We start from the raw sequence: 24,995 nt of genomic DNA on the forward strand, positions 1-24,995 counted from the left end.
GGTGCAAATTAATTTTGGTAGTTTAACTGGTATATCTCTACATCTCTGTATAGGTTTGTCATATTTACAGACCTTGCACAGAGCCTCGTAAGTTTAATGACATTAACACACCCCCAGTACCATTTTCCATTTATTATATCACAACGCTTAAACTATTTATAGTAAGTTACTGCCACTCTTCCTTTAAGATTCCATACTGATATTCATCCCACCATATTGGCTCTCCATCTGCTGTCTTTTTAAAGGTTACTGCCTTTAAAGCATACCCTTCACGTCTCATAGATAATCTCTCCATTAACTTCCACGACCTTGTGTTTTCTGGACTAGTCTTTGCTATTACCCTATGCATATTAAGTTCAGCAAATGCATATTGAATTACTGCCTTTGCAGCTTCAGCCGCGTATCCATTTCCCCAATATAAAGGATTAAATATATAGCCAAGCTCTGAAGTCATAAATTCTTCTGGTCCTTCCTTTGAAAAATAAACATGTCCTATCATTTTGCCAGTTGCTTTTAATTGTACCGCTAAAAAAGTATTTCCCTTTGAAAAATTCTCTACTTCTTTTTTGCAGGCTTCATCACTTGAATCCCATCTTGGTTCAAATTCAAAGGCATCTTCATTAGAAATGTATTCTTTAAGATCTTTCCAATCTTCAATTTTAAAATTTCTTACTAATAATCTTTCAGTTTCTATTGTTTTCATTATTCTCTTCCCCCTTAAATACTTTATTATTGGCTATGTCTTAAATAAGTGTTGATTTTCACACTTATTTAAGACATAGCTTCCTTTAGTCTGTTTGGCTATTTTTAAAAGAATGTTGATGTGATGTGTTGACTTTTATGGACTCTTAGGATTGCTCGTTTATAATTTGCGTAATTTTGACTAGGACGGTCAAAGCCATTTAGGCATCAGGACGATGCATCTAAATGGGTAGCAAATTATAAACGAGCAATTCTTAGAGTCCATTAATGTCATAAGCTCATATCAGCATTCTTTTAAAACATAGCCTTATTATTGAATTTAAATATTAGTTTTTCTCCATCAAAAGTTGTTCCAAAAAATTCTTGAAAATTCCCCGAAGTATAGTTATTAATAGTCTTATGCCAAAATGGTTTTCCCCTTTTATTTGACTCTGTCGGGTTTGTATAAACTTCCCACTTACCATGAAATTTATCAAAAACTTGTTTTGCTGCAATTTCAGCAATGTTATTTCCACGGTATGGTCTAAGCAAAAAATACTCATACATATAATAGTCAGTACTTTTAGGAGCATATTCTTCACTTGCAACTAAAGCAAATCCTGCTGGTTTATTATCTAGAAAAGTTATAAAAGGAAAAAGCTTTTCTGGCTTCTCAAACCATATATTCTGCAAATTATATTGTTCTTCTAGGGTTTTTATTGGCTCTTCTTCATAAATTCCATATTCATTTGGAACATTTCCATAAATTTCAGATAAATCATATAAATACAATGGGTATAAGTTTTTAATTATATCCGCGTTTTCCTTATTTGCGAGTCTAGTTTCAACATTCATTAAATTTCACCTCTCAAGTCAGCTTTATCAACATGAATTTCAAAGTTATTTTCTCCTACTTTATTTAATATAGGACTAACTTTATTAATAATTATTTCTTTAATAAACTCTTCATGCTTATTTGAAATTTCCCTGCAAGAAATATATGACCATCTCGATAAAGCCCAAACTACTACAATTTCAGGATTGTCTATATTATCTACAAATACTTTTCCCGGGAAATCTCCATTTAACATTGCCATAGCTGGCACTCTATACTTCTTATCAGCAAAAAACTTTTTAACTATTTCGTAATCCCTTTTTTTCAACTCTATGCAAGCACTTTCCGTATACCTCACCTCATTTATGGATAAGCAATTTTAACTTTTCAAATTGCTTATCTATACCACCTATAATGTTAATGCCAAACTCTGTTAAAATAAAGATAAAAAATGATTCTATATTATTTTTTATACCAAACATTAATGTGTATAAAAAATATAAGTTCTGATATAATTAAAGATATACCATGGTGAAACTTAAAATTTATTTGTACCAAAATGCCGTCTTCTGGGCATTTTGGTGCACATGAATTTTAATTAGTTGAGCCGGTATATGTATGTATAACATTGAGGTGAAGTTAATGAATAAGTGCTTTAATACCACCGGTCTTTGTGTTCCAAGAAAGCATTATATGGTTAATATAGATAATAAGGTAAAGCAAATAGAAAAACTTATTGATGAAGAAAAATATTTTCTAATAAACAGGCCAAGACAATATGGGAAAACAACTACATTAAATCAATTAAAAAAATATCTTGCCTCAAAATATTTGGTCATTTCCCTTAGTTTTGATGGCATTGGAGATCTTTTGTTTAAAGATGAAAAATTATTTTCAAATAAGTTTCTAAATTTAATGGTAAAATCCATAAAATTATCTGATGAAACTGCCAGTGAAATCTTACTAAATTTATATAGTGAAATTAATGATTTTGAAGAGTTATCTAATGTTATAACTAAATTTGTTTCAAAACTAGAAAAAGAAGTTGTTTTAATTATAGATGAAGTAGATAAATCTTCTAACAATCAACTATTTTTAAGTTTCTTAGGTATGCTTAGAAATAAATATTTACTTAGAGAAGCTGAAGAAGATTATACCTTTAAATCAATTATTTTAGCTGGAATTCATGATATTAAAACTTTAAAACTTAAAATAAGAAATGATGAAGATACTAAATACAATTCTCCCTGGAATATAGCCGTTAACTTCAAGATAGATTTAAGCTTTAACACTTCTGAAATCGAAACTATGCTCATGGATTATTCAGATTGTAATAAGCTTTCTATGAACTTAAAGGAACTATCAGAAAGAATTTATTATTTTACAAATGGATATCCATTTTTAGTAAGTAGAGTATGCCAAATAATCGATGAGGATTTTTATACAAATAAAAAACTTCCTTGGTTAGTGCAAGATATAGATAAAGCTGTAAAAAGTATTATTTCTGAGGTTAACACCTTGTTTGAAAGCCTAATTAAAAATTTAGAAAACAATGCAGAATTATATGAGCTTGTAAGTAGAATTTTAGTTCAAGGTGAAAATATAATTTTTAATGCCCTAGACCCATTAATTAATTTAGGTCTAACCTACGGCTTTTTCAGAGAAGAAAACAATACTGTTGTCATAAGCAATAAAATATTTGAAGAAATAATTTATAACTACCTGCTTTCAAAAATTAAAACTAAACATAAGGATTTTTAGTTGTTTTTAATTTTAATAAAACTAAAGAATTTAAAGAAGAGCTCATTGAAATAAATGGTAAGAAAATAATGGCAGTACATGTTTAATATTGCGAAGCAACTAAACCAAAGTACAATGTACAGAGTACAAAGTACAAAGAAGGATGATTTACCTTTCCTTACGTCAGGTAAATCTTAAACTTAACTGTTGTCAGCTTCGTTGACAACAATAATAAAACGATTGCGTAAGCAATCAAAAAAACAAGTTTTAAGATTTTCCGTAGCAAAGCGGAAGAAAATCATCCTTCTTTGTACTTTGTACTTTATACTTTGTACTTTGGTTTAATGCTTCGCATTAATTTTATATTGGGTAATTAAGTCTGTCTTCCCCTATGTTCTCTAAAACTTCAGCTAAAAATTTCTTTGCCAAGTATTTTGCCATTGGTAAATTCATATCTAAGTAGTTTCCACAATCTTTTGCAGCAGCTCCAGGTACTTCTCCTTCAAAGTCTGCAATAAATTTATACATTTCTTTTAATAAATCTACTATATCGCTGGATTTATAATCTCCATGTAAAATTAAATAAAATCCTGTTCTGCAACCCATTGGTCCAAAGTATACTGTCTTTGAAGCATAATCTTTATGATTTCTTAAAAATGTTGCAGCCAAGTGCTCAATAGTATGCATTTCAGCTGTATTCATAACAGGCTCATCATTAGGGCTTGTCATTCTTATATCAAAAGTAGTTATAACAACATCAGAAAACTTATCTTTTCTTGAAACATAAACACCTGGTTTCAATTTTAAATGATCAACTGTAAAACTCGCAATTTTTTCCATAATAATTACCTCCTATACATACCTGTATAGTACCATTTATCATATATCATTTCAAGTAGTACTGATATAGGTATTCTGGATTAAAGCTCCATATTATTTAAAATATTCTTAAGTTCCTTTAATTCTTCTGTAGTAAGAGTTACTCCCTTACCCATTTTATCATGTTCTTTTGACCAATCTCTTATATCAAATTTAGGAGCATTGTCATTCCAACTTACTAAGTTTAATTCTTTTCTCCAGCCTTTAGCTGATTCTGAAAGAACTCCTGCATTTTCTTTAATTTCATATTTTATACTAGCCATTTAAAACACCTCCTATAACAAGCTTACCATTATTATACTTAAATATACAATTTTCTTTCACACTATTTTTTACTTTTGCCTTTAACTATCTTGATAAACATATATACGACTATTGCTAAAACAACCCCATATGTAATTATTTGCCCAAATTCAGATACTATTGGGACAATATTTTCCCATGAATCACCAAACCAATATCCTAGGCCAACATACATACCTGTCCAAAATAGTTCTCCAAATAGCGCAAATAAGCTAAATGGAACTATATCATAATTTACAACACCTGCTGCTATATTTACAAAAGGCCCCATAGGTGAAATTGCAAATCTTGTTAAAAAAACAGCAGCTTTACCATGCTTATTTAAATAGTTATGAGCTTTCACAAGTTTGGGATCAAAATATTTATTCAATCTAGGGAACTTCTCTAACAATCTGTATCCAATTATTCTCCAAAAAAAATATCCTATGCAATCGCCAAGCCATGCCAAAAACCATACTTCTAAAACTATAGTTAATATATTAAACTCACCAGTATATGCAAACGCTCCACACGCTATTACTATAATAGATACGCTAAGAGGAATTCCAATTCCCTGCAATATCATCAGAATACTTAAAACCAGTATATTATACTGTCTGAAATATTGTATTAACAATTGTGTAAAACTATTCATATCTTAGGCCCTCTATATTCTTGTGTTTCTTTATTATTTTCTTTAAATCAGTTTCAATTTGCTGTGGAGTTTTATTATACTTTTTTGCTAATTCCCCCATTGGCATATTTTCATCGCCTTTTTCAGGCTTAATTTCTAAAGCTTTAAAAATATTTTCTTCTTTTAAATTATGCCTTTTTGCCAAATCCCTCACTGTTACCCACTTATAAACACTCATATTTCCAAATTGCCTATTTTCAATTGTAGGTCTCTTAATTTTTTTAATTTGCCTGTGAAGCTGTACAGATTGCCTTGTCATCAAAATAAGAATTATAATAATTAATATTGACAGTATACTTAATTTCTCTTTTCTGTTCATATAGCACCCGTTTCATATTTTTTATAATCATTATAATCCATATATATATACCGTTTCAACTATAAAAATCAATTATCATGGTGCCTAGAAGCTGGCATTTTAGTACAAATAATTTTTAAGTTTCAATGTGATTTATCTTTAGCAGTATAAAATTAAAACAAATATTTTTAAGATATCTTTCCTAAATTATTTACTGCTTTGTCACTTGCTGAATATTCTAATATCTTCAAAGGACTATTGTATACAATTGCTTGAGTTACCGTATTAGCAGTTTTTAATGCATACGTAATATCTTTTGCTACTGATTCTTTTTCATTAAAATACTTCTCCTGCATACAATATATAAATTTCACTATATCTTTTTCATACAGGCTAGAATTGCTTTTAACTTCGATTTTTTGTTCTTTTATCATATCAAGTAACTTATTATGAAGTTTCCTTTCATAGCTAATATGCTTAAAAATATTCCTACCAGCATACTTATTTGTATGATATATACAAAAATAGTCGCAAACATAATGGCATATTACACCCAAATCAACAGAAAACCTACTTATATCAAATTTACATTCCATTAACCTTTTTGAGTATTCAGCTACAAGTTCTATACTTCCATCTAAGGTGTGATTATCTTTTAAGTGATTACAAAATATATCAGGCTTAATATTTCCATACATGAATCTACGTTTATTAAGTTTAAAATTTAGACTTTTTAGACAATTTTCATATAAAATTTGTGAAAATATAATATGCGTATTTGTAATCATTTCATCACTCTCTTCTTTTTATTCTTATTATAATATTATTACCTTATGTAGTGCTTTGAAACCTAAATTATGTTAATTATTTATAAACTACTGTAAATTTCTATTAACAAGTTACACACCTTTTTATTTTCTATTATTGAGAAATATTTATACGCATACCTTAAACATTGTGAAGCAAAATGTAGTGCAAAATCAAAGAACCTTTGGCAGGTGTAGAAAAATAATGTTAGTGAATAGCGGCTCAAAATCCTAAATAAAATTAATAAAACTAAGCGGTAAATTTTATACAATTTTATTTTAGAAATTTTTTCGCCACTATTCCCTAACATCATTTTTTTCCTACACCTGCCAAAGGTTCTTTAATTAATCCGCTACAGATTTGTTTCACAATATATAATTATTTTATAACAAATTAATATAGTACTTCTAAAGATTTTAGCAATAAATATTGTTTCTGTACTAAACCAAAATTCCGTAGGCACGAAGGAATTTTTACCTTTAAAACCGTGTACATTGCGAAGTAAGTGTGTTGTAGGATGATTTAAATAAAATTTTATAAATCTTAGGTAAAAAACTTTAAAAGCCTTAGATGTTTCAATTGTCTGAGCATACTTTCAGCGAGTTATTGAAACTTCTTAGGCTTTTAAAGTTTTTTGCCTTAGATTTATTAATTTTATTTAATATCCTGCAATACACTTACTTAGACATAATATTCTTTGATAAATCTAAGAAGGCTTTAAGTGCAGGTGAAATCCATTTGTCCTTATGATAAAGTACTTGAGATACTATTCCAAAATCTGGCCCTGCCCAATTTAATGGTATTAATCTTCCGGATTCTAATTCATCTTCAACCGCCACCTTAGGAAGAAGTGTAATCCCAAGTCCACTCATGGTAAATTGCTTTATTGCCTGAACGCTACCAGTTTCTAATACTAAATTAGATTTTACATTATATTCACTTAAAATATTTTCAAAAGCTGCTCTATAGCTACAGCCCATTTCTGTAAGCACCATTGGTTCATCCGCAATATCCCTTGGATACACCTTTTCTTTACTTATGAGATGGTGACCTGGATATGCAAGTAACAGCATAGGCTCATCAAATTGGACCTCATTAATAAAATCCTCTGAATCAATCTTTGTACCAAGAGAAAATGCAACATCAATTATATTATTCTTTAAAAAGTGTCTAAAATCAGCACAGCTTCCAAACTTTAGAGAAACCTCAACTTCTGGATAAAGTCTTCTATATTCTTTGAGTATTCCTGGGAGCCTTATAACGCAAAGTGATTCAGCTGCTCCTATAGTTAACGTACCTGTTGGTTTTTCCTCGCTAAAAGCAGCATTTTTAAATTGCTCAGATAATTTCATCATTTGTTTTGCATAGGGTAATAGTTTTTTTCCTTCATGAGTCATAGTTACACTTTTCCCTATTCTTTCAAAAAGCTTTACACCAAGTTCATCTTCAAGAAGCTTAATTTGATTGGTTATTGTTGATTGAGCGTATCCAAGCATTTCTGCTGCCCCTGTAAAACTATGAAGTCTGCTTATAGTTACAAATGCATTAAGCTGTTTAAAATCCATACTATCACCTTTCTATCAAAAATATTGATTATTGCAATTAAAATTATCAATTTTACTAATTCTTAAACATATGATAGCATAGTTATTAGAGAGATTCAAATTATAAATAAAGGTAAGGTGTCATTATGAGTAGTAAATTAAAAGTTGGATTAATAGGCGGTACTGGCATGGTAGGTCAAAGATTTGCATGCCTTTTAAAGAATCATCCTTGGTTTGAAGTAACGGTTATCGCTGCTAGTAAAAAATCAGCTGGATTAACTTATGAAGAAGCAGTTAAAGATAGATGGAAAATGAATGAACCTATCCCTGAAAAGGTAAAGAAACTCGTAGTTAAAGATGCTTTAAATGTTGATGAAATTTGCAGCCAAGTTGATTTTGTATTTTGTGCAATTTCACTAAACAAAGAAGAAACAAAAAAACTAGAAGAAGAATATGCAAAACATGAAACACCAGTAGTTTCAAACAATTCTGCCAACAGATATGCTGCTGATGTTCCTATGGTTATACCTGAAATAAATGAAGATCACACGGCTATAATAGAAGCTCAGAAAAAACGTCTTGGAACAAAAAGAGGCTTTATTGCAGTTAAACCAAACTGTTCAATTCAAAGTTATGTTCCTCCAATAAGTGCACTGCTTGATTTCAAACCTAAAACCATACTTGCTTGCACTTATCAAGCTATATCAGGTGCTGGTAAAACCTTTGATGATTTTCCTGAAATAATTGACAATGTAATACCTTTCATTAGTGGTGAAGAAGAAAAAAGTGAAAATGAACCATTAAAAATATGGGGTAAAATAGAAAATGATAAGATTGTAAATGCAGAAAATCCAATTATAACAACTCAATGCATAAGAGTTCCTGTGGCTGATGGCCATTTAGCCGCTGTTTTCGTAAGCTTTGAGAAAAAGCCTTCAAAAGAAGAAATACTAGCTGCTTGGGAAAATTATAAAGCTTCAGAAATAGTTGCTAATCTTCCAAGCGCTCCAAAGAAATTTTTACACTACTTTACTGAAGATAACAGACCACAAACTAAATTGGATAGAGACTATGAAAATGGAATGGGAATATCTATGGGAAGACTTAGAGAAGATAAGCTTTATGATTATAAATTTGTTTGCCTTTCCCACAACACTCTTAGAGGTGCAGCCGGCGGTGGAGTATTAACCGCTGAACTTTTAAAAGCCCAAGGATATTTAACTGCAAAGTAACAATACTTCGTCGCATACAGATACACGAAGTTTAAGTGCAAACCAATTATCCTTATATAACAATACCAAAACACTTTCAATAATAAATTCCCCAATACCTACGGAATTTAGATTGGTTCAGTTAAGTAATAACATTGAAAGAATCGTTTAAATAAAATTCTTAATTTTATTTAATATTCTGAGATGTTATTACTTTTCATTATTTTAATGTAAGAAATTTAAGTAAGATAATAAATTGTATAAGTGGAGGCAAATGGATGATTAACGAAATTCAAATGCGTAGAAGCATAAGAAATTATATTAACAAAACAGTGGAAAATGAAAAAATAGTTGAAATATTGGAAAGTGGAAGATTAGCTCCATCAGGGGATAACACCCAACCATGGCACTACATAGTAGTTAAATCTAAAGTAATGAAACAAAAAATAATGGAGGCTTCTCACAATCAAAAATGGATGCTAACAGCTCCTGTTTTTATTATAAGTGTTGCAGATGTTCGCTGCAGAATAAAAAAGGGCATATCAATAAACGACAACAGTCCTGAAAATGAAGTGAAACGCATAATTAGAGACACATCAATTTCAACAGGCTACATGCTCTTACAGGCGAATAATTTAGGTTTGGGAGCTTGTTGGGTTGCAGAATTTACACAAGAAGAAATTAGACCAATCCTAAATATCCCTTCTGATAAATATGTAGTTGGCGTTATAACGGTCGGTTACCCTAATGAAGCTCCTAGTCCTCGTCCAAGAAAAGTTTTTGATGATATAGTGCATTATGAATTTTGGTAATATTTAATGAACAGCTATTTTTAAAAGATTACTTAGTGTAAATAATTGTAAAGAAGAAAAAAAGTATAAACCTAGTGCAATACTTATGATAAAATCCAGTTTTTTATTTTACAATTTTTCTTGAATGCATAAATGTTCATTTCCCCACTTTTCTATTAACATCATTATAGGCTTTAAACTTTCTCCTGCTTCAGTCAAGGAATACTCAACTTTAGGTGGTACCTCTGGATATACTTTTCTATTTACAATGCCATAATTTTCAAATTTCTTCAGTTCCTGCATCAGCATTTTTTCAGTTATATTAGGTATGCTGCGCTTAATTTGTCCAAAACGTAAAGGTCCATTTCCATCTTTCAAAGTCCATAAAATCCACATGCTCCACTTTCCACTAATTAAATCAATAGTGAAATCTATAGGACAATTGTATACTTTTTTATTGTTTACTACCATAAACTGCACATCTCCAATTTTTATATAAATTACAATTTTTAGAGCAGAGCACAGATGACAGAGTACAGTGAATGATGATTTACCTTTCGCTTTGCTTAGGTAAATCTTAAACTTAATGTTGTCAGCCTCGCTGAGCACCATTTATGGGGCGATTGCGCAGCAATAAAAAAATAAGTTTTCAGATTTTTCTACGCTAGCGTAGAAAAATCATCCTTCGTTGTACTCTGTACTCTGTACTCCGTACTCTGTGTTAAATTGTAATTTATTATCATACTCTTCGTATTTGCAATTTTAATTTTTCACATTGTATAACTATGTACACTTACCTTTTGTATAGTATTATACAAAAATGTAGGTACTTGTACAATAAACATTTTTAATATACAGTAAATATATGGTTCATGGATCAAAATTTATACACAAAATGTAAGGAAGATGCTTATAAATGAATAAAATTAAAATTGAAAATAAAGTATGCCTTTACCCGCTACCTACAGTGCTCGTTGGTGCAAAAGTAAATGGCACTCCAAATTATTTAAATGTTTCATATTGCGGAATGGTAAATCGAGTTCCTTGTATGATGTCAATTTCTCTTAATAGATCTCATTATACTTGTGATGGAATTAGAGAAAATAACTGTTTTAGTATTAACCTTCCATCAACAAAAATGTTAACATTAACAGATTATTGTGGTATAGTATCTGGAAAAAATGTTGATAAATCAAAACTTTTTAATAATTTTTACGGAGAACTAAAAAATGCTCCAATGATTGAGGAATGTCCAGTTAATATTGAATGTGAGTTAATTCAAGAATTAGACTTGGGAGGAAGTAACATTACTTTTATAGGAAGAGTAATAGATGTTTATACGGAAGAAAAATATTTTTCCAACAATACCTTAGATATAAAAAAAATACATCCCATACTTTTTTCTGTATCTGAACTTAATTATTACTGCGTCGGTGAAAAAATAGGTAAAGCCTGGAATGTAGGAAAAAGCTTAGACATCTAAAAAAAGGCTATGTTTTAAATAAGTGTGAAAATCAACACTTATTTAAAACATAGCCTAAAGAATAATAAGTCCACATTGAGAAATAGTTTTATGGAGTACAGTGAAAATCTCAAGAATACTGACACTTTCACCGTACTCCAAATAAACTTAATTATTTAACTACATTGTTGAAAAGTTCCGTTATCATATTTTTTCGCTAACTTTTTATAGACCATCTTGTATACCCATATTGCATTTAATAATAATAATGCACTAGTGGATAAAAATACGCTTCTAATTCCAAAATGTGAGGCTAATTGACCTCCAAATACTGATCCAGAAAAGGTTCCTAAATATTGAGCTGACATACTGTAACCAAATATTCTTCCAGTAACAGCTTCCGGAGATAGCTTCTTTACTAATGTATTAACAGATGGTATTAATCCTGCCGTAGCAAGACCTAGTAAGAACCTAAGTCCCATGAGTTGCCATGGAGTACTTACAAAAGCTTGAGGTACATAAAATATTGCAGCAGCAATAAGTGAACCCAATATAACTTTTCGTGCCCCTATTTTATCAGAGAGTTTTCCAAGCCTAGGTGCAGAAATTATGCTAGCAAATCCAGAAGCTGAAAATGCCAAACCAGAAATCAATGCAATATGTGAAGCACTCTTTGATAGTTGTTTAATATAAACTGTAACTATTGGTTCTATTGAGTAAAGCGCTAACTGAACTATAAAAGCCGTTATAAACATAATTATAATTATCATTTTATCAGGCAAAATACTCCAAACTTCTTTAGTACTCATAACTTTCTTATCTGAACGTTTGAAGTCTTCTTTTACAAATATTAAAGTAGCTATAAAAACCACAGCCATAAGACTTCCTGTTAGAAAAAAAACACCCTGTGGTCCAATAAGTTCATCTATAGCTCCACCTATTATAGGTCCTAATAATGCCCCTGATACTGAAGCCGTTGAAAGTGTTCCAAGTGCCCATCCCGCATGGTCTTTATCTGCTTGGGTTGCAATTAAAGTTATGCAAGCTGTTGTGTATCCTGTGATTACACCCTGTAAAAGTCTAAGACCTATAAGCTCATATATATTTGTTGCAAAACCGCAAGAACCTATAACTATAGCCATACCAAAGCTTGCACGTAAAAGCATAGGTTTTCTTCCAAATTTATCTGCTGCTTTACCCCATATTGGCGAAAAAATTGCTGATACTATAAATGTAACACCAAAAGCAATTCCAGATATTTGCTCTATATTATTAATGTTATGCACACCAAGGTGATTTACATATAGGGGCAATATAGGGGCAATTTGACTCATTCCAATGGCGGTTATAAACATTCCAACCCAGCAAACCACCAAATTTCTCCTCCATAATATCATGGATATAATCCCTTCCTTCATTTGCGTAAAATAATTTCGTTTTGTGATGATTATATCCAAATTATAATTCTTAAATGTAAGTAATACCATGCAATATATCAATCTTCATGGACATTCTTGCCATAAAATTCTTTAGGACTTACTCCTTCAACTTTTTTAAATATCCTGCTAAAATAAAATTCATCCTTAAAACCAACAATTTCTGCAATCTCTTTTATCTTCTTATCTCCTTCTGTAATAAGCCCTTTAGCTTTATCTATTTTCATTTTATTAAAAAATTCAATTATTGAATATCCAGTAGTTTTTTTAAAAACTCTTGATAGATATGTAGGTGATAAATTTACATACTTGGCTAATTCACTTAAGGTCAACTTTTTATCTATATTATCAGTCATAAATTTTATAACTGTTTTTACCTTTAAAGAATTTGAATAGTTTCCAGCATTAACTTCTGCATTCCTTATTATTTTAAATAAAATGCGTTGAAACATTGTTTTACAAACAAACTCATACCCTGGAAACTTTTTATACCAAACGTCTAACATGCTTTTCATTAGGCCCTTAATACTATAATAATTATGCATAATTTGAACTTCATGCAATGCTAAACCTTCTTTTTCTTCTTTTATCCTCCATTTATTATTATCAAATTCTACATTGACAAAACTAAAATGCACTGATATAAATTTTAAAGGTTCCTTTAAATCTGGCTTAATGGAATGAAAAATATTAGGTTTTAAATACAACAGCATTCCTTCTTCTGCCTTATACATCTTATTTAAAATAGTTATACTTCCTTTTCCACCAGTTATGAGCATTAATTCATGGTGATTTATTTTTCTAGAAATCGTCTTTTGCAATCTACCAACATCTGTAATATCCCTTTTAGCACAATAGTGAATGTAAAAGGTTAAATTATTTATGTTCATATATAACTCCTATTTACTATGAAATTTTTCTATTTCTTTGTCCATAGTCCTTCTTGTTTTAATAATACATCTAAATTATATACCAGTACATCTATTTCCTGTAATATTTTAGAATTACTATCTGCTGAGAACTTTAATATATTATTAACGTTTGTCTCCATATCTTTCGGAACTTTAAGCCCCTTCTCTCTTATAATTTTAAGTAACTTTTTTTCACCTGGATGCAATGTTTCATTTATTGCAAAAATTATATCAAAATAACTTGCAAGCAAGGCCGCTATTCTGTGATTTACACTAATAAAATCCTCTCTTTTTAATGCTTTTTCAATTTGATTGTAATAAGCAGGCATTTGCATTTTAAGCAGCGGGTAGTTTTTCTTTATTATATTTTTCTTTAATTTAAGTGGATACTTTACGTTACATTTACTTTTCAATTTACTTAATTCACCATTTCTATCATACAATAAAATTGAATTTTTTATATTTGCCCAAAAGCAAGTAGTATAGCCAACATTAGCTTCACATTTTATAATAGTTCTGTTTAATGAATCATTAATCCACTTTAAATCTCGATATATTATTTCAACTTGAATACTACTGTCCTTTAATATTCCATCATCCTCTGTTTCCCAAAAGCAATTGTCTAGCTCCATATACTCACAATATTTATCAGTTATCTCTTTTCTCACACTTACTTCTATATCTTTATTTACATAAATATACACATCATAATCCGAAAAATTATCATCAGCTTTTACAGCTCTAGACCCTGCAAGTAAAATGCCTTCTACATCTTTTAACCTTGCAAACTCATCTAGCATATTACTAAGATTCTCATCATTGATTTTCTTTATCATAACTATCACCTCAATATTTTAATAATATGTTTCCTTCTGTCAAAATATTGTTACTATTTTTATCTCTTGTCAGCATCCTAGCTAACTTGTATTACCTCTGCAAAAAATTTTTTCCAAAAAATCTAATAAACAATTGATTTATTAAAAAAAAGTTTGTATAATTATTTATTGTTAGTTTAGTATATTTAAACTCAGAGTTTACATATACTATTATATCATATAAGTAGGTGAATTATGGAAATAGGTGAAAAAATCAAACGACTAAGGATTGAAAAACAATTAACACAGGAAGAATTAGCAAATAGATGTGAGTTATCTAAAGGCTTTATATCTCAAATAGAAAGGGATCTAACCTCACCTTCTATAGCAACACTTACGGATATATTAGCTGCCCTTGGAACTAATCTTACTGAATTTTTTAAAGAAGACTGTGAGGAAAAAATAGTTTTCACAAAGGAAGATATGTGTGAAACTTCTGATGACGAATTAAAATATAAGCTCATGTGGCTTGTTTCAAATTCACAAAAAGACTCCATGGAACCAGTTATGCTCACCCTTGAAGAAAGCGGTAAATATCCTTTAGATGAACCTCATGTAGGAGAAGAATTTGGATATGTTTTAAAAGGTTCAATAATAGTTAAGCTTGGTAACAAAAAGTTTAAAGTAAAAACAGGTGAAAGCTTCTACTTTAAATCAAATGTAAACCATCAAATATATAATGCAGGGAAAACATCATCCAGAATAATATGGATAAGTAGTCCTCCCTCATTTTAAATTATCATGAAAGAGGTGCTGATTTATTTATTATGGAAAAAGATATACTTATTAATTTAAAAAATATCACAAAAAAATATACTGATAACATAGTTATTAAAAATTTAAATCTTGAAGTAAAAAGGAATGAATTTGTTACTTTACTTGGTCCAAGCGGCTGCGGTAAAACAACTACTTTAAATATAATTGCAGGCTTTGAAACTCCTGATGAAGGAAGTATAGTATTTGAAGGCAATGAAATTAACCTTGTACCACCATATAAAAGGCAGATTAACACAGTTTTTCAAAAATACGCTCTTTTTACACATATGAATGTATACGAAAATATTGCTTTTGGACTTAGAATAAAAAAACTTCCACAAAAAAAGATTAAAGAAAAAGTAGAAAAAATGCTAAAACTTGTTGATCTTGAGGGTTTTGAGAAACGTTCTACAGATTCACTTAGTGGAGGTCAACAGCAAAGAGTTGCTATAGCAAGAGCTCTTGTTAATGAACCTAAACTTTTACTTCTTGATGAACCACTTGGCGCCTTGGATTTAAAACTAAGAAAAGAAATGCAAATAGAATTAAAAAATATACAAAAGCAGCTTGGAATTACATTTGTTTTTGTAACTCATGATCAAGAAGAAGCACTTACTATGTCTGATACTATAGTTGTACTAAATAAAGGAGAAATTCAACAAATAGGAACTCCTGAAGATATATATAATGAACCTAAAAATAAATTTGTAGCTAATTTTATTGGTGTAAGTAACATTATTGATGGAATTATGCTTAAAGATTACAATGTAAAATTTGAAGGTATAGAATTTAAATGCGTAGATAAAGGTTTTATGGATAACGAAGCTGTTGAAATTGTAATAAGACCTGAAGATATAAAAATTGTTTCTAAAGAAAAAGGACAACTTTATGGAAAAGTTATTTCTGTTGTATTTAGAGGTGTACACTATGAAATTATAGTTGAAATAAATAATAGAGAATGGATAATTCACAACACTAAGCATGCCGAAGTTGGAGAAGAAATTGGAATTAATATTTTTCCAGATGATATACACATTATGAGAAGGGCTAGTGACAAAACATGAAAAAGAAACATTCCTTAGCTCAATATCCTTATATCTTATGGAGTGCATTATTTATAGTTATTCCAATTTTTCTAGTGACCTACTTCAGCTTTACAAATAGTGATGGTAATTTTACCTTAGACAACTACAAAAAATTATTTAATTCTTTATATATGTTAGTATTTTTCAACTCAATAAAACTAGCATTGATATCTACACTTATATGCTTTTTTCTAGGTTATCCTGTGGCTTATATTCTTTCAAGAGCAAAGGTAAAAACTAGAAATATATTAATGCTTTTCCTTGTAATCCCCATGTGGATGAATTTTTTGCTTAGAACCTATGCTTGGATGTCCATACTCGGAAAAAACGGTATTATAAATACTATAATTACTGCTTTAGGTTTTCCTGCAGTTGACATTTTATATACTGATGCTGCTGTAGTACTTGGAATGGTGTATAATTTTCTTCCTTTTATGATAATTCCGATATATACAGTATTAATAAAAATTGATAAAGACGTTATAAAGGCTGCTTCAGATCTTGGAGCAAATAAGCTTTCTGTTTTTAGACGAGTTATATTTCCATTAAGTATACCAGGAGTTATGTCTGGTATTAGCATGGTATTTATGCCTGCTGTTTCCACCTTTGTAATTTCAAATCTCCTTGGCGGTGGACAATATATGCTTATAGGTAACTTGATAGAATCACAATTTACGACTGCTTATGATTGGTATTTTGGTTCAGCCATTTCTATTTTAATGATGTTAATAATACTCATTTCAATGGCTATTCTTTCAAGATTTGATAATAAAAACAACGTAAAAGGTGGTGGACGTCTATGGTAGGAAAGTGGCTTAAAAGATTCTATTTAGCTTTAACTTACATCTTTTTATATGCCCCAATAGTGTTTTTAATGGTGTTTTCTTTTAACTCAGAAAAATTTTCTTCTCACTTTGGGCATTTTTCACTAAAATGGTACAGTGCTTTATTAAGTGATGATAGAATACTTCTTGCGCTTTATTATACTGTACTTGTTGCTATTATTTCTTCCATAGTATCTACAATCTTTGGAACAATTACAGCTATTGGTATTGATAAAATGTCTGGACTTCCAAAAAAGACTCTATTAAATATAAATAACTTACCAGTACTAAACCCTGATATAGTAACTGCTGTATCACTTATGACATTATTTATATTTTTCAAAATACCTTTTGGACTTCTTACTTTAGTTATTGCCCATATTGTTTTTTCTACACCATATGTAATACTATCTGTGCTTCCAAAACTAAAGCAGCTTCCAAAAGATTTAGTTAAAGCTTCTTTGGATTTAGGTGCAACACCAAGCTATACTATGAGAAAAATTATACTACCTCAAATTAAACCAGGAATTATAGCCGGTTTTTTATTTGCCTTTACAATGTCTATTGATGACTTTGTAATAAGCTTTTTTAATACTGGTGATGATGTCACTAATCTTTCAATTGAGATATATTCCATGGCAAGAAGGGGCTTAAGCCCTGAAATAAATGCATTATCTACTTTAATGTTTATAACTATTTTAATATTACTATTCCTTGCAAATGGAAAAGAACTTTTTTCTAAGGAGGAGAATAGATGAAAACTATAAAAAAAATTATCTCCCTTGCATTAACTTTTATGATAAGTGCCTCTGTTTTAAGTGGTTGCAGCTTAAAACCAGGCTTCGCAAAGGAAACTATTAATGTTTTTAACTGGGGAGAGTATATAGATCCCAGCATCGTCAAGGATTTCACTAAGAAAACTGGTATAAAAGTAAATTATTCAACTTTTTCAACAAATGAAGAAATGTATGAAAAAGTGAAATCAGGCACTAATAGCTATGATCTTATTTGTCCTTCTGATTATATGGTTGATAGAATGATAAAAGAAAATTTAGTACAGCCTATGGATTTCAGAAACTTACTAAATTACTCCAACATAAGTAGCAAGTATAGGAATTTAAGTTTTGATCCCAATAACAAGTATTCCGTACCTTACATGTGGGGGACTATAGGAATAATTTATGACAAAACTCAAATAAAAGATAAAATCGACAGTTGGAATGTTCTTTGGAATCCAAAATATAAAAACAAAATTTTTATGTCAGATGATATGAGAAATTCTATGGGTATTTCTTTGAAAAGACTTGGATATTCCTTGAACTCCAAAAACACTAAACAAATAGCAAAGGCAACTAATGCACTTATTAAACAAAAAGATAAAGTAAAACCAGTATACATTGGCGATGAAATAAAAGATTCTCTTAGAAATGGAGAAAAGCCTATAGGCGTTATTTATTCTGGAGATGCAGCCGTCCTCATGAAGGAGAAGCCAGGAAAATTCGAATATGTTATTCCAAAAGAAGGAACAAATATTTGGTTTGATAGCTGGGTTATTCCTAAAAATGCTCGTAATAAAGCAGCTGCCGAAAAATTCCTTAATTATCTGCTTGATGCAAAGGTCAACAAGAAAAATGTAGACTATATTGGATATGGAACACCAAACAGGGCAACTTATAATTTATTATCGGAAGCTGAAAAAAATAATAAAACCTCTTATCCTGATAGTACTACTCTAAAAAATTCCGAAGTATTTCTTGATCTTGGAAATGCCAGAAAAGAATATACTGACGCTTGGGTAACAATTACTGCTAAAAAATAAAAAAAACATGCTCGTAGGAATTGATTTTAGTACAATTCTTTTTATCAGGCTATACTTTAAATAAGTGTTGATTTTCACATTTATTTAAAGTATAGCTTTTTAATTGATAATTTCAAAAATAAATTTCTTATCTAACGCTTTTTCTGCCTTAATAAAAAGCTCAGCTGCTTTATCTGCATAATCCCCTAAAGTGATTTTACTAATATTGAAGTTCTTCCAAACAATTTTTAAGGGTAATTTAATTTCTCCTGTAAGGCAATCCCAAAGTGCATCTAAATTATTGCCATAGTATTCTGGAAAATTCATTTGTAATTTTAAAAACGCATGAAAACTTTCTCTATCCTTAAAGTTTTTCCCCTCTATAACAATTGTTTTCATCTTCTATGTCTCCTATACTTTTTAATTTAGAGATTTGCCATTTCAACTACCAAAATCAATTTGCATCATAATGCCAAGAAACCGCTATTTTGATACAAATTGATTTTGAAGTTTAAAGCGGTTTATCTTTAATAGTATTGTGTAAAAGTTTCGTAATGATCTGATGTTCCATAAATTAGCCCATCATTAGAATATACTAACCTATCAGCGCCTCTATGTCCACCGTGATAATTTATATCACATTCATGCCAAACTCTACCTTCCGCATCAGGTAAGCTTCCTTCTGAATTAGTGAATATGTCTCCTCCTATACTTTTTCCATAAGCATAGGCCCATAGGTTTTCACCTGGTTCCCATCCCAAATCTTCAGCCTGCTCTTTAGTAATAAAATTACTTGGCAAAACACCATATTTGTGTATATAATCTGCAACACCTTGGAAAGTTGTAATTGCAGTGCTTTTACTATAACTGTGTCTATTTAATGTTATAGCAACACTTTTAGCATTTACTAAATTACCAGGTATAATCCCTAAAAAAGATATAATTAATGACATGCAGATTAAGAAGCTAGTCAACCTTTTTTTCATAACAATTCCTCCTTTAACATTTAAACAAAATTATACACTAATATGTAAAATAATTAAATTACTTTAATGTTAATTTTACGTAAAAAAATAGCAAGAAAATTTAAAAACATCATTTATCTCTAAATTTCTTGCTATTTTTCAATTCTTAAATATGGAACTTATTTTTTTTATTATTGGGTATGTTTTAGTTTAAACCAATAAAAATAAATTATCTATTTTAGCTTTTCTCTTACGGACTCTAATTTTTGACTCATAGATGCTTTTTTATCTCTTCTATCGTCAATTTTTATATAAGTTTCTACCCTCTTAGCTCCATTTTCAAAAGGAACTTCATGCATTTTTCTTATAACCTCTAAAATTACATCCAGTTCACCTTCAAAAATTGTTCCCATAGGTGTAAGTTCATATTTTATCCTAGTTTCCTCCTGTAATACTTTTTCACAAGCAGCAACATAACTACTTAAGCTTGTTGAGCCTGTACCAACAGGAAATATAGTAGCCTCTGCAATTGCCATAATATCATCCCTTTATTTAATTTATTTTTCAATTTTTACATTAGCACAACTTATGCATTTATTCAAATTATAATGCAGCATTTATTTTGAAAAAACATAATCAATATCTTTTACTATGCTTTCATCTATAAATCCACCTTGAACCATATCATTCATTATATTCATTACTATAGGATGCTTTAGCGGTTTTCTATATGGCCTTTCTTCTGTAAGTGCTTGATAGATATCTACACAACCCATAAGCCTTGAATTAAAATCTAGCTCGTATCCTTTTTTGCCATAAGGATATCCATTTCCATTCAATTTTTCATGGTGATTTGAAGCCCATTCTGTTATATCCTCAAAACCTTCAATCTGTGCCAATGCCATTCTCGTATAATATGTATGTGATTTTATTATATTGAATTCATCTTCAGTAAGGCTTTTAGGACTATCCAGTATAGTATTTGGAATAGCTAGTTTACCTAAATCATGCAAATTAGCTGCAATAATCAATTTTATTTTTTGCTCTTTATCATATTTATAATAATCAGCCATTATGGCAACTTTTTCTGCAATTCCTTTTGAATGTCTTCTTGTAAATTCTGACTTTGAGTCGATTATTCTTGAAAAAACATCTGTTACTTTTAGTATCTCCCCTAAACTTAAATCTGAATAAAATTTATTCATTTTACTGTTCAATGCAAAATCTATAAAACTATCCTTGCAATCTAATACAAAGCTTTCATTATTAGATATCTCTAAAAATATACTACATATTTCAGGATTAAATAATTTTCCACTTTGATCTTTTACAAAATTACGTATATTCTCTCTATTACTGGAACCTATTTTATCAAATTGAAATCTATTCTCTATGTAATCTGTAAAAAATATAATCTGGGATATCATTGGAATTTCAGAACCTTTGAGTTTATAAAATCCACTCCCATCATATGCTTCATGATGATATTTTATTATATTGCATCTTTTTTTCAAGAACGGATAATTAACTATATTTTCTTCTCCTATTATACAATGATCTCTTTTCCGTTCATATTCATTTTTTAAACTACCACTTGCCTCACAAATACCATTATCGTGTAAAATAGCTAGTGAAACTATATCATATAAATCTTTATCATCAAAATTCATATTTTGAGCTATTCTTAAAGCGACATATGCAACTCTTTTGCCGTGATTTGTACTTTTTTCTCTTATATCCATTTCTACAAAATCAAGTGCAAGTGATACAGACATTAAAAATTGATTTAAACTAAATTTCATAATACAATCACCTCTTTACGCTATAAATTATACTATAAAATTTTAAGGCAGTACATATATACACCAGCTCAACTATTAAAATTTATGTGTACCAAAATGCCCAAAAAACGGCATTTGGGTACACATAAATTTCAAGTTTCACAATGGTATATCTTTTGATTTATGATTACTTCCACAATTGTAAATATTTCTGCACAAAATATAATTTTTTCTACATTCCCTACAATAGTTATATATCTACTATATACATTTTCTATGCCATTCTCATTTGCATTATTTAACTGCATATTTGAAATTATTGCTTTTCTATAAAAATCAACATCAAAAATATTGTTTGAAGGTAAGTACCTATCTTGAATTACTAAATTAAATTTAACGATATTAAATACCATAACCATGGCTAAAATACATATAACTATTCTAGCAGCAAAAATGAAAAATTGCTTTTTATTGTTTAGCAGTGCTTCTTTTAAATAATTGCTTTTCAAATTTTCTTTTAAAAGCAAATTAGCCTTGCAAATAAGCTTCACTAACCTTTTTATTAAAAAGCTAATGATAATAATTCCAATCATAAAATACAGTATCTTTACAGTTTGTAGCACTATATTTTTTGAAACTGTGTAATTCACAGATTTATACAAGGCTAATTTATCATTTAAAACTTTGCTCAACTTATCGTTTATTGCCTTTTCATCATATTGTTTTGTTTCCTTAGTTGCCATTGTATCAAGACACAGCTTATCCTTTTTATTTACATCCTGGTAAGCTGTATATGGAATATAGATTCTTTCATATCCATCTTCTGCTGCACTGTAGAGTAATGACTTATTTTCTTTATACACTCCCTCAATTTTATATTTTGAACTTCCAATATTTAATGTACTACCAATTACATCAACACTTTTAAATAGTGAATCTGCAAGCACATCGCTTATTATTGCAACCCTCTCCCCATTTTTTACACTTAAGGGATCAATCTTTCCCCCCCTTACAACTTTAAATGGATACAAATCAAAATAATTTTGATCTGTAAGTACTATTTTTGTTTTTATTTCTTTTTCCGGAGAAACACCATATTTATTTGTAACATTAGCTTTTATTTCTTTGCAGCCAGTAAACTCTATATTTCTATAGTTATCTTTTACTTTACTAAGTTCATCAAAGCTAATACCTTCATTACCACTACTTACATTTTTATATTCAATTATATTTGAAACATTATTTATTATATTGAAGTTAAGATAATTGTTTACAATAATTAAAAAAATTAAAACACTAAAGCTTACTATTAATCTAATTTTAATAATTTTTCTTATATACATGCAATCACCTCGAAGCTGTAAAAGTGCATTTTACTTCATCATTATCACTAATAGGTTTAGAGGTATTAGTTACAATTCCACCACTTATTTCTGAGCTATTTGCTGCTTTAATTGAACAATTTATACTATCATAAGCAACCACCTGTACCTCCACTTTTTTAACAGAACTTTCGCTACCTAATGCACTACCATTGCCAGTACTAACCTCATATACATAATCTATTCCATTTTCCTCAACTAAACAGCTTTTGGAAATAACATTATTATATCGTTTAGCATTTTCCTCGGTGGCTACTGTAACCTTATCATCTTCTTTTAAATCAGTATTACCACTTATATCTGCCGAAATTTCATATTCATCGGTGCTAGCTTTATACTTTTTTTCTGAAACTACTGCTTCTACCGCTGTAGCTTTTGAAGTTTCATCATCACCACTTATAACATTTACTTTGCTGCCAGCTGAAAACTTATCAGCATCTTTAGATGAAACTGTAAACCTTACACAAAGACTAGGCTCATTACTTACAATTTCAAATAATGCATCACTACTTCCACCTAAATCTTCTCCTGCCCCTGAGCCAGCCTGATCCGCTGAAGCTCCAATTGAATCTTCATCTGCACTGTCAGAAGAACTTGCAGCATTTTTTGAATTTATATTCACTATTTTGCCATCAACATCTGAAAGAATGCTTCCATCAGCAGTTAGTCCTTTTCTTATTTCACTGTATTTTAAATTTTCCGTGTCGAGCTTATACTGATCTTCTTTGATTTTATCTTGATCTGGAGTTGCTGCTTTTTTTAAGGTATCAATTTCATCTTGAAGCTGCATTATTATCATTTCTTCTTCCCTTTCCTTTAAATTTATTGCATCATTATCTACCTTAGCAAGTACATCTCCTTTTTTTACGCTTTGATTTAGCTTTACATCAATTTCTTTAATGGACCAGTTTGGCATTGAATATATTTTGTGTGTATTTTCATACTCTACGGTTCCCATACCTTCAAAACTGTCACCTATTGTACCAGGCTTTAAATAAGCAACAGTGACTTCTGGAAGGAGCATATTATTTACAGTTTTCGAAAAATATGTGCAAAGTACAACTATGATTATAAACACTATAATACTTATACTTACTATTTTATTTCTTTTACTTTTCATATTCTTACCTCACTTACTATCTAAATGTTGTATTCCTTTAAGCAGTTCCTCCTCTCCTTTCAAGAACATAAATATTGGTGGCAGCATAAACATTACGCCGCAAGCAAAAGCAACTCCAAATTCATTACTATTAATTTGAGACAAAAAAGTTGAAAGCGGCTGCTTTTGGCTTCCAAGTAAAATTAAAGGCTGCTCAATCATATTCCAATTATCAATAAAACTTAGTATTGCAAGGGAAACTATTGCTCCTTTGCATTGAGGAATAATAATTTTAAATAAAATCTGAAGATGACCTGCTCCATCAACCTTTGCAGCCTGACACTCTTCATCTGGAATGGCTTTCAAGAATTGAGTCATCAAAAATACTCCAAAGGTTGAAAACATTGCTGGCAATATAACTGATGCATAGGAACCAACTAAATTGAGTTTTTTCATAATAATATATATCGGCACAAGTGTTACTTGATAAGGCATTATCATAAGTAAGATAAACATAAAGAATATTTGCTGTTTAAATTTAAATCTTATTTTAGCAAAAGCATAAGCTCCTAAAATTGATATTAGTATTTGTCCAATAACTGCTGGTACAGTTAATACTACGGAATTCCAAAACTTCATTAAAAAATCAGGCTTTCTAAGTAAAATAGTATAGTATTGAATCATAGTAAAGCCATTTGGTATAATGTGAAATTTAAAATTTTGAATAGCGGCTGTTACCTCATCCTCACCCATTACGGAACTCGAAATCATATATATAACCGGAAATATTGCACACAAAGCAAAAATAATTAGTACTAAATATTCAATAATTGATATAATTTTATTTTTTCTTTTCATA

Annotated in this window: 29 protein-coding genes; 9 read left to right on the forward strand and 20 right to left on the reverse strand. The window is 29.8% G+C overall.

Going from position 1 to position 24,995, the window contains the following annotated elements:
* Positions 1 to 166: 166 nt before the first annotated feature.
* The 3 genes from CUEA01_RS12655 to CUEA01_RS12665 all read right to left on the reverse strand — a co-directional run bounded on the left by CUEA01_RS12655 (position 167) and on the right by CUEA01_RS12665 (position 1,844).
* Positions 167 to 703, reverse strand: a complete 537-nt coding sequence (locus CUEA01_RS12655; protein ID WP_234121971.1) for a GNAT family N-acetyltransferase — start codon at positions 701 to 703, stop codon at positions 167 to 169.
* A gap of 293 nt (positions 704 to 996) precedes the next feature.
* Positions 997 to 1,536 carry a GNAT family N-acetyltransferase gene (locus CUEA01_RS12660; protein ID WP_234121972.1) on the reverse strand — a complete coding sequence of 180 codons (540 nt, stop codon included), beginning with the start codon at positions 1,534 to 1,536 and terminating at the stop codon, positions 997 to 999.
* A complete protein-coding gene (locus tag CUEA01_RS12665) occupies positions 1,536 to 1,844 on the reverse strand; it encodes a hypothetical protein (protein WP_234121973.1) in 309 nt (102 codons plus the stop codon). The genes CUEA01_RS12660 and CUEA01_RS12665 overlap by 1 nt, the downstream gene beginning before the upstream one ends.
* Before the next feature lie 314 nt (positions 1,845 to 2,158).
* On the opposite strand from CUEA01_RS12665, the gene CUEA01_RS12670 reads away from it, so the two are divergent.
* Entirely contained in the window at positions 2,159 to 3,277 is a 1,119-nt protein-coding gene (locus CUEA01_RS12670) for an AAA family ATPase (protein ID WP_234121974.1), read from the forward strand.
* 339 nt (positions 3,278 to 3,616) lie between these two features.
* On the opposite strand, the gene CUEA01_RS12675 is transcribed toward CUEA01_RS12670, so the two are convergent.
* The 6 genes from CUEA01_RS12675 to CUEA01_RS12700 form a co-directional block, all read right to left on the reverse strand.
* Positions 3,617 to 4,096: an S-ribosylhomocysteine lyase gene (locus tag CUEA01_RS12675; protein ID WP_234121975.1), complete on the reverse strand. Its 480-nt coding sequence runs from the start codon at positions 4,094 to 4,096 to the stop codon at positions 3,617 to 3,619.
* A gap of 80 nt (positions 4,097 to 4,176) precedes the next feature.
* Entirely contained in the window at positions 4,177 to 4,398 is a 222-nt protein-coding gene (locus CUEA01_RS12680) for a YdbC family protein (protein WP_234121976.1), read from the reverse strand.
* 62 nt (positions 4,399 to 4,460) lie between these two features.
* Complete coding sequence (locus CUEA01_RS12685; protein ID WP_234121977.1) at positions 4,461 to 5,072, reverse strand: DedA family protein; 612 nt, start codon at positions 5,070 to 5,072, stop codon at positions 4,461 to 4,463.
* On the reverse strand, positions 5,065 to 5,430 hold the full coding sequence (locus CUEA01_RS12690; protein WP_234121978.1) for a hypothetical protein: 366 nt from the start codon (positions 5,428 to 5,430) through the stop codon (positions 5,065 to 5,067). The genes CUEA01_RS12685 and CUEA01_RS12690 overlap by 8 nt, the downstream gene beginning before the upstream one ends.
* 167 nt (positions 5,431 to 5,597) lie before the next feature.
* Positions 5,598 to 6,197: a zinc dependent phospholipase C family protein gene (locus CUEA01_RS12695; RefSeq protein WP_234121979.1), complete on the reverse strand. Its 600-nt coding sequence runs from the start codon at positions 6,195 to 6,197 to the stop codon at positions 5,598 to 5,600.
* Between the two features lie 696 nt (positions 6,198 to 6,893).
* Entirely contained in the window at positions 6,894 to 7,781 is an 888-nt protein-coding gene (locus CUEA01_RS12700; protein ID WP_234121980.1) for a LysR family transcriptional regulator, read from the reverse strand.
* 125 nt (positions 7,782 to 7,906) lie between these two features.
* On the opposite strand from CUEA01_RS12700, the gene asd reads away from it, so the two are divergent.
* Together asd and CUEA01_RS12710 are read left to right on the forward strand one after the other, a co-directional pair.
* Entirely contained in the window at positions 7,907 to 8,992 is a 1,086-nt protein-coding gene (gene asd, locus CUEA01_RS12705; protein ID WP_234121981.1) for an aspartate-semialdehyde dehydrogenase, read from the forward strand.
* 257 nt (positions 8,993 to 9,249) lie between these two features.
* Entirely contained in the window at positions 9,250 to 9,783 is a 534-nt protein-coding gene (locus tag CUEA01_RS12710; RefSeq protein WP_234121982.1) for a nitroreductase family protein, read from the forward strand.
* 108 nt (positions 9,784 to 9,891) lie between these two features.
* Here the strand turns inward: CUEA01_RS12710 and CUEA01_RS12715 are convergent, their stop codons facing one another.
* Positions 9,892 to 10,233, reverse strand: coding sequence for a winged helix-turn-helix transcriptional regulator (locus CUEA01_RS12715; protein WP_234121983.1), 342 nt, complete (start codon positions 10,231 to 10,233; stop codon positions 9,892 to 9,894).
* Positions 10,234 to 10,678: 445 nt separating this feature from the next.
* On the opposite strand from CUEA01_RS12715, the gene CUEA01_RS12720 reads away from it, so the two are divergent.
* Positions 10,679 to 11,245: a flavin reductase family protein gene (locus tag CUEA01_RS12720; RefSeq protein WP_234121984.1), complete on the forward strand. Its 567-nt coding sequence runs from the start codon at positions 10,679 to 10,681 to the stop codon at positions 11,243 to 11,245.
* A gap of 155 nt (positions 11,246 to 11,400) precedes the next feature.
* On the opposite strand, the gene CUEA01_RS12725 is transcribed toward CUEA01_RS12720, so the two are convergent.
* From CUEA01_RS12725 to CUEA01_RS12735, 3 genes are all read right to left on the reverse strand, one after another.
* Complete coding sequence (locus tag CUEA01_RS12725; protein WP_234121985.1) at positions 11,401 to 12,621, reverse strand: multidrug efflux MFS transporter; 1,221 nt, start codon at positions 12,619 to 12,621, stop codon at positions 11,401 to 11,403.
* A 98-nt stretch (positions 12,622 to 12,719) separates the two neighbouring features.
* Complete coding sequence (locus tag CUEA01_RS12730) at positions 12,720 to 13,550, reverse strand: AraC family transcriptional regulator (RefSeq protein WP_234121986.1); 831 nt, start codon at positions 13,548 to 13,550, stop codon at positions 12,720 to 12,722.
* Positions 13,551 to 13,579: 29 nt separating this feature from the next.
* Complete coding sequence (locus CUEA01_RS12735) at positions 13,580 to 14,407, reverse strand: DUF4037 domain-containing protein (protein WP_234121987.1); 828 nt, start codon at positions 14,405 to 14,407, stop codon at positions 13,580 to 13,582.
* Positions 14,408 to 14,641: 234 nt separating this feature from the next.
* On the opposite strand from CUEA01_RS12735, the gene CUEA01_RS12740 reads away from it, so the two are divergent.
* From CUEA01_RS12740 to CUEA01_RS12760, 5 genes are read left to right on the forward strand one after another with little or no spacing between them, the layout of a single operon-like run.
* Positions 14,642 to 15,181 (forward strand): helix-turn-helix domain-containing protein, encoded by a 540-nt coding sequence (locus tag CUEA01_RS12740; protein WP_234121988.1) that lies wholly within the window; start codon positions 14,642 to 14,644, stop codon positions 15,179 to 15,181.
* 32 nt (positions 15,182 to 15,213) lie between these two features.
* Entirely contained in the window at positions 15,214 to 16,266 is a 1,053-nt protein-coding gene (gene potA / locus CUEA01_RS12745; protein ID WP_234121989.1) for a spermidine/putrescine ABC transporter ATP-binding protein, read from the forward strand.
* On the forward strand, positions 16,263 to 17,093 hold the full coding sequence (locus tag CUEA01_RS12750; RefSeq protein WP_234121990.1) for an ABC transporter permease: 831 nt from the start codon (positions 16,263 to 16,265) through the stop codon (positions 17,091 to 17,093). The genes potA and CUEA01_RS12750 overlap by 4 nt, the downstream gene beginning before the upstream one ends.
* Complete coding sequence (locus CUEA01_RS12755; protein WP_234121991.1) at positions 17,087 to 17,869, forward strand: ABC transporter permease; 783 nt, start codon at positions 17,087 to 17,089, stop codon at positions 17,867 to 17,869. The genes CUEA01_RS12750 and CUEA01_RS12755 overlap by 7 nt, the downstream gene beginning before the upstream one ends.
* A complete protein-coding gene (locus tag CUEA01_RS12760) occupies positions 17,866 to 18,930 on the forward strand; it encodes an ABC transporter substrate-binding protein (protein ID WP_234121992.1) in 1,065 nt (354 codons plus the stop codon). The genes CUEA01_RS12755 and CUEA01_RS12760 overlap by 4 nt, the downstream gene beginning before the upstream one ends.
* A gap of 99 nt (positions 18,931 to 19,029) precedes the next feature.
* Here the strand turns inward: CUEA01_RS12760 and CUEA01_RS12765 are convergent, their stop codons facing one another.
* The 7 genes from CUEA01_RS12765 to CUEA01_RS12795 form a co-directional block, all read right to left on the reverse strand.
* Positions 19,030 to 19,308 (reverse strand): barstar family protein, encoded by a 279-nt coding sequence (locus CUEA01_RS12765; protein ID WP_234121993.1) that lies wholly within the window; start codon positions 19,306 to 19,308, stop codon positions 19,030 to 19,032.
* Between the two features lie 128 nt (positions 19,309 to 19,436).
* Positions 19,437 to 19,895, reverse strand: coding sequence for a ribonuclease (locus CUEA01_RS12770; RefSeq protein WP_234121994.1), 459 nt, complete (start codon positions 19,893 to 19,895; stop codon positions 19,437 to 19,439).
* 212 nt (positions 19,896 to 20,107) lie between these two features.
* A complete protein-coding gene (locus CUEA01_RS12775) occupies positions 20,108 to 20,410 on the reverse strand; it encodes an MTH1187 family thiamine-binding protein (RefSeq protein ID WP_234121995.1) in 303 nt (100 codons plus the stop codon).
* Between the two features lie 81 nt (positions 20,411 to 20,491).
* Positions 20,492 to 21,676, reverse strand: coding sequence for an HD-GYP domain-containing protein (locus tag CUEA01_RS12780; RefSeq protein ID WP_234121996.1), 1,185 nt, complete (start codon positions 21,674 to 21,676; stop codon positions 20,492 to 20,494).
* A 131-nt stretch (positions 21,677 to 21,807) separates the two neighbouring features.
* Positions 21,808 to 22,998 carry an ABC transporter permease gene (locus tag CUEA01_RS12785; protein WP_234121997.1) on the reverse strand — a complete coding sequence of 397 codons (1,191 nt, stop codon included), beginning with the start codon at positions 22,996 to 22,998 and terminating at the stop codon, positions 21,808 to 21,810.
* Between the two features lie 4 nt (positions 22,999 to 23,002).
* Positions 23,003 to 24,157 (reverse strand): efflux RND transporter periplasmic adaptor subunit, encoded by a 1,155-nt coding sequence (locus tag CUEA01_RS12790; protein WP_234121998.1) that lies wholly within the window; start codon positions 24,155 to 24,157, stop codon positions 23,003 to 23,005.
* A gap of 9 nt (positions 24,158 to 24,166) precedes the next feature.
* Positions 24,167 to 24,994: a carbohydrate ABC transporter permease gene (locus tag CUEA01_RS12795; protein WP_234121999.1), complete on the reverse strand. Its 828-nt coding sequence runs from the start codon at positions 24,992 to 24,994 to the stop codon at positions 24,167 to 24,169.
* Position 24,995 lies beyond the last annotated feature (1 nt).

The organism is Clostridium hydrogenum (assembly GCF_021432385.1).
In the GTDB taxonomy this organism is placed as follows: domain Bacteria; phylum Bacillota; class Clostridia; order Clostridiales; family Clostridiaceae; genus Clostridium_S; species Clostridium_S hydrogenum.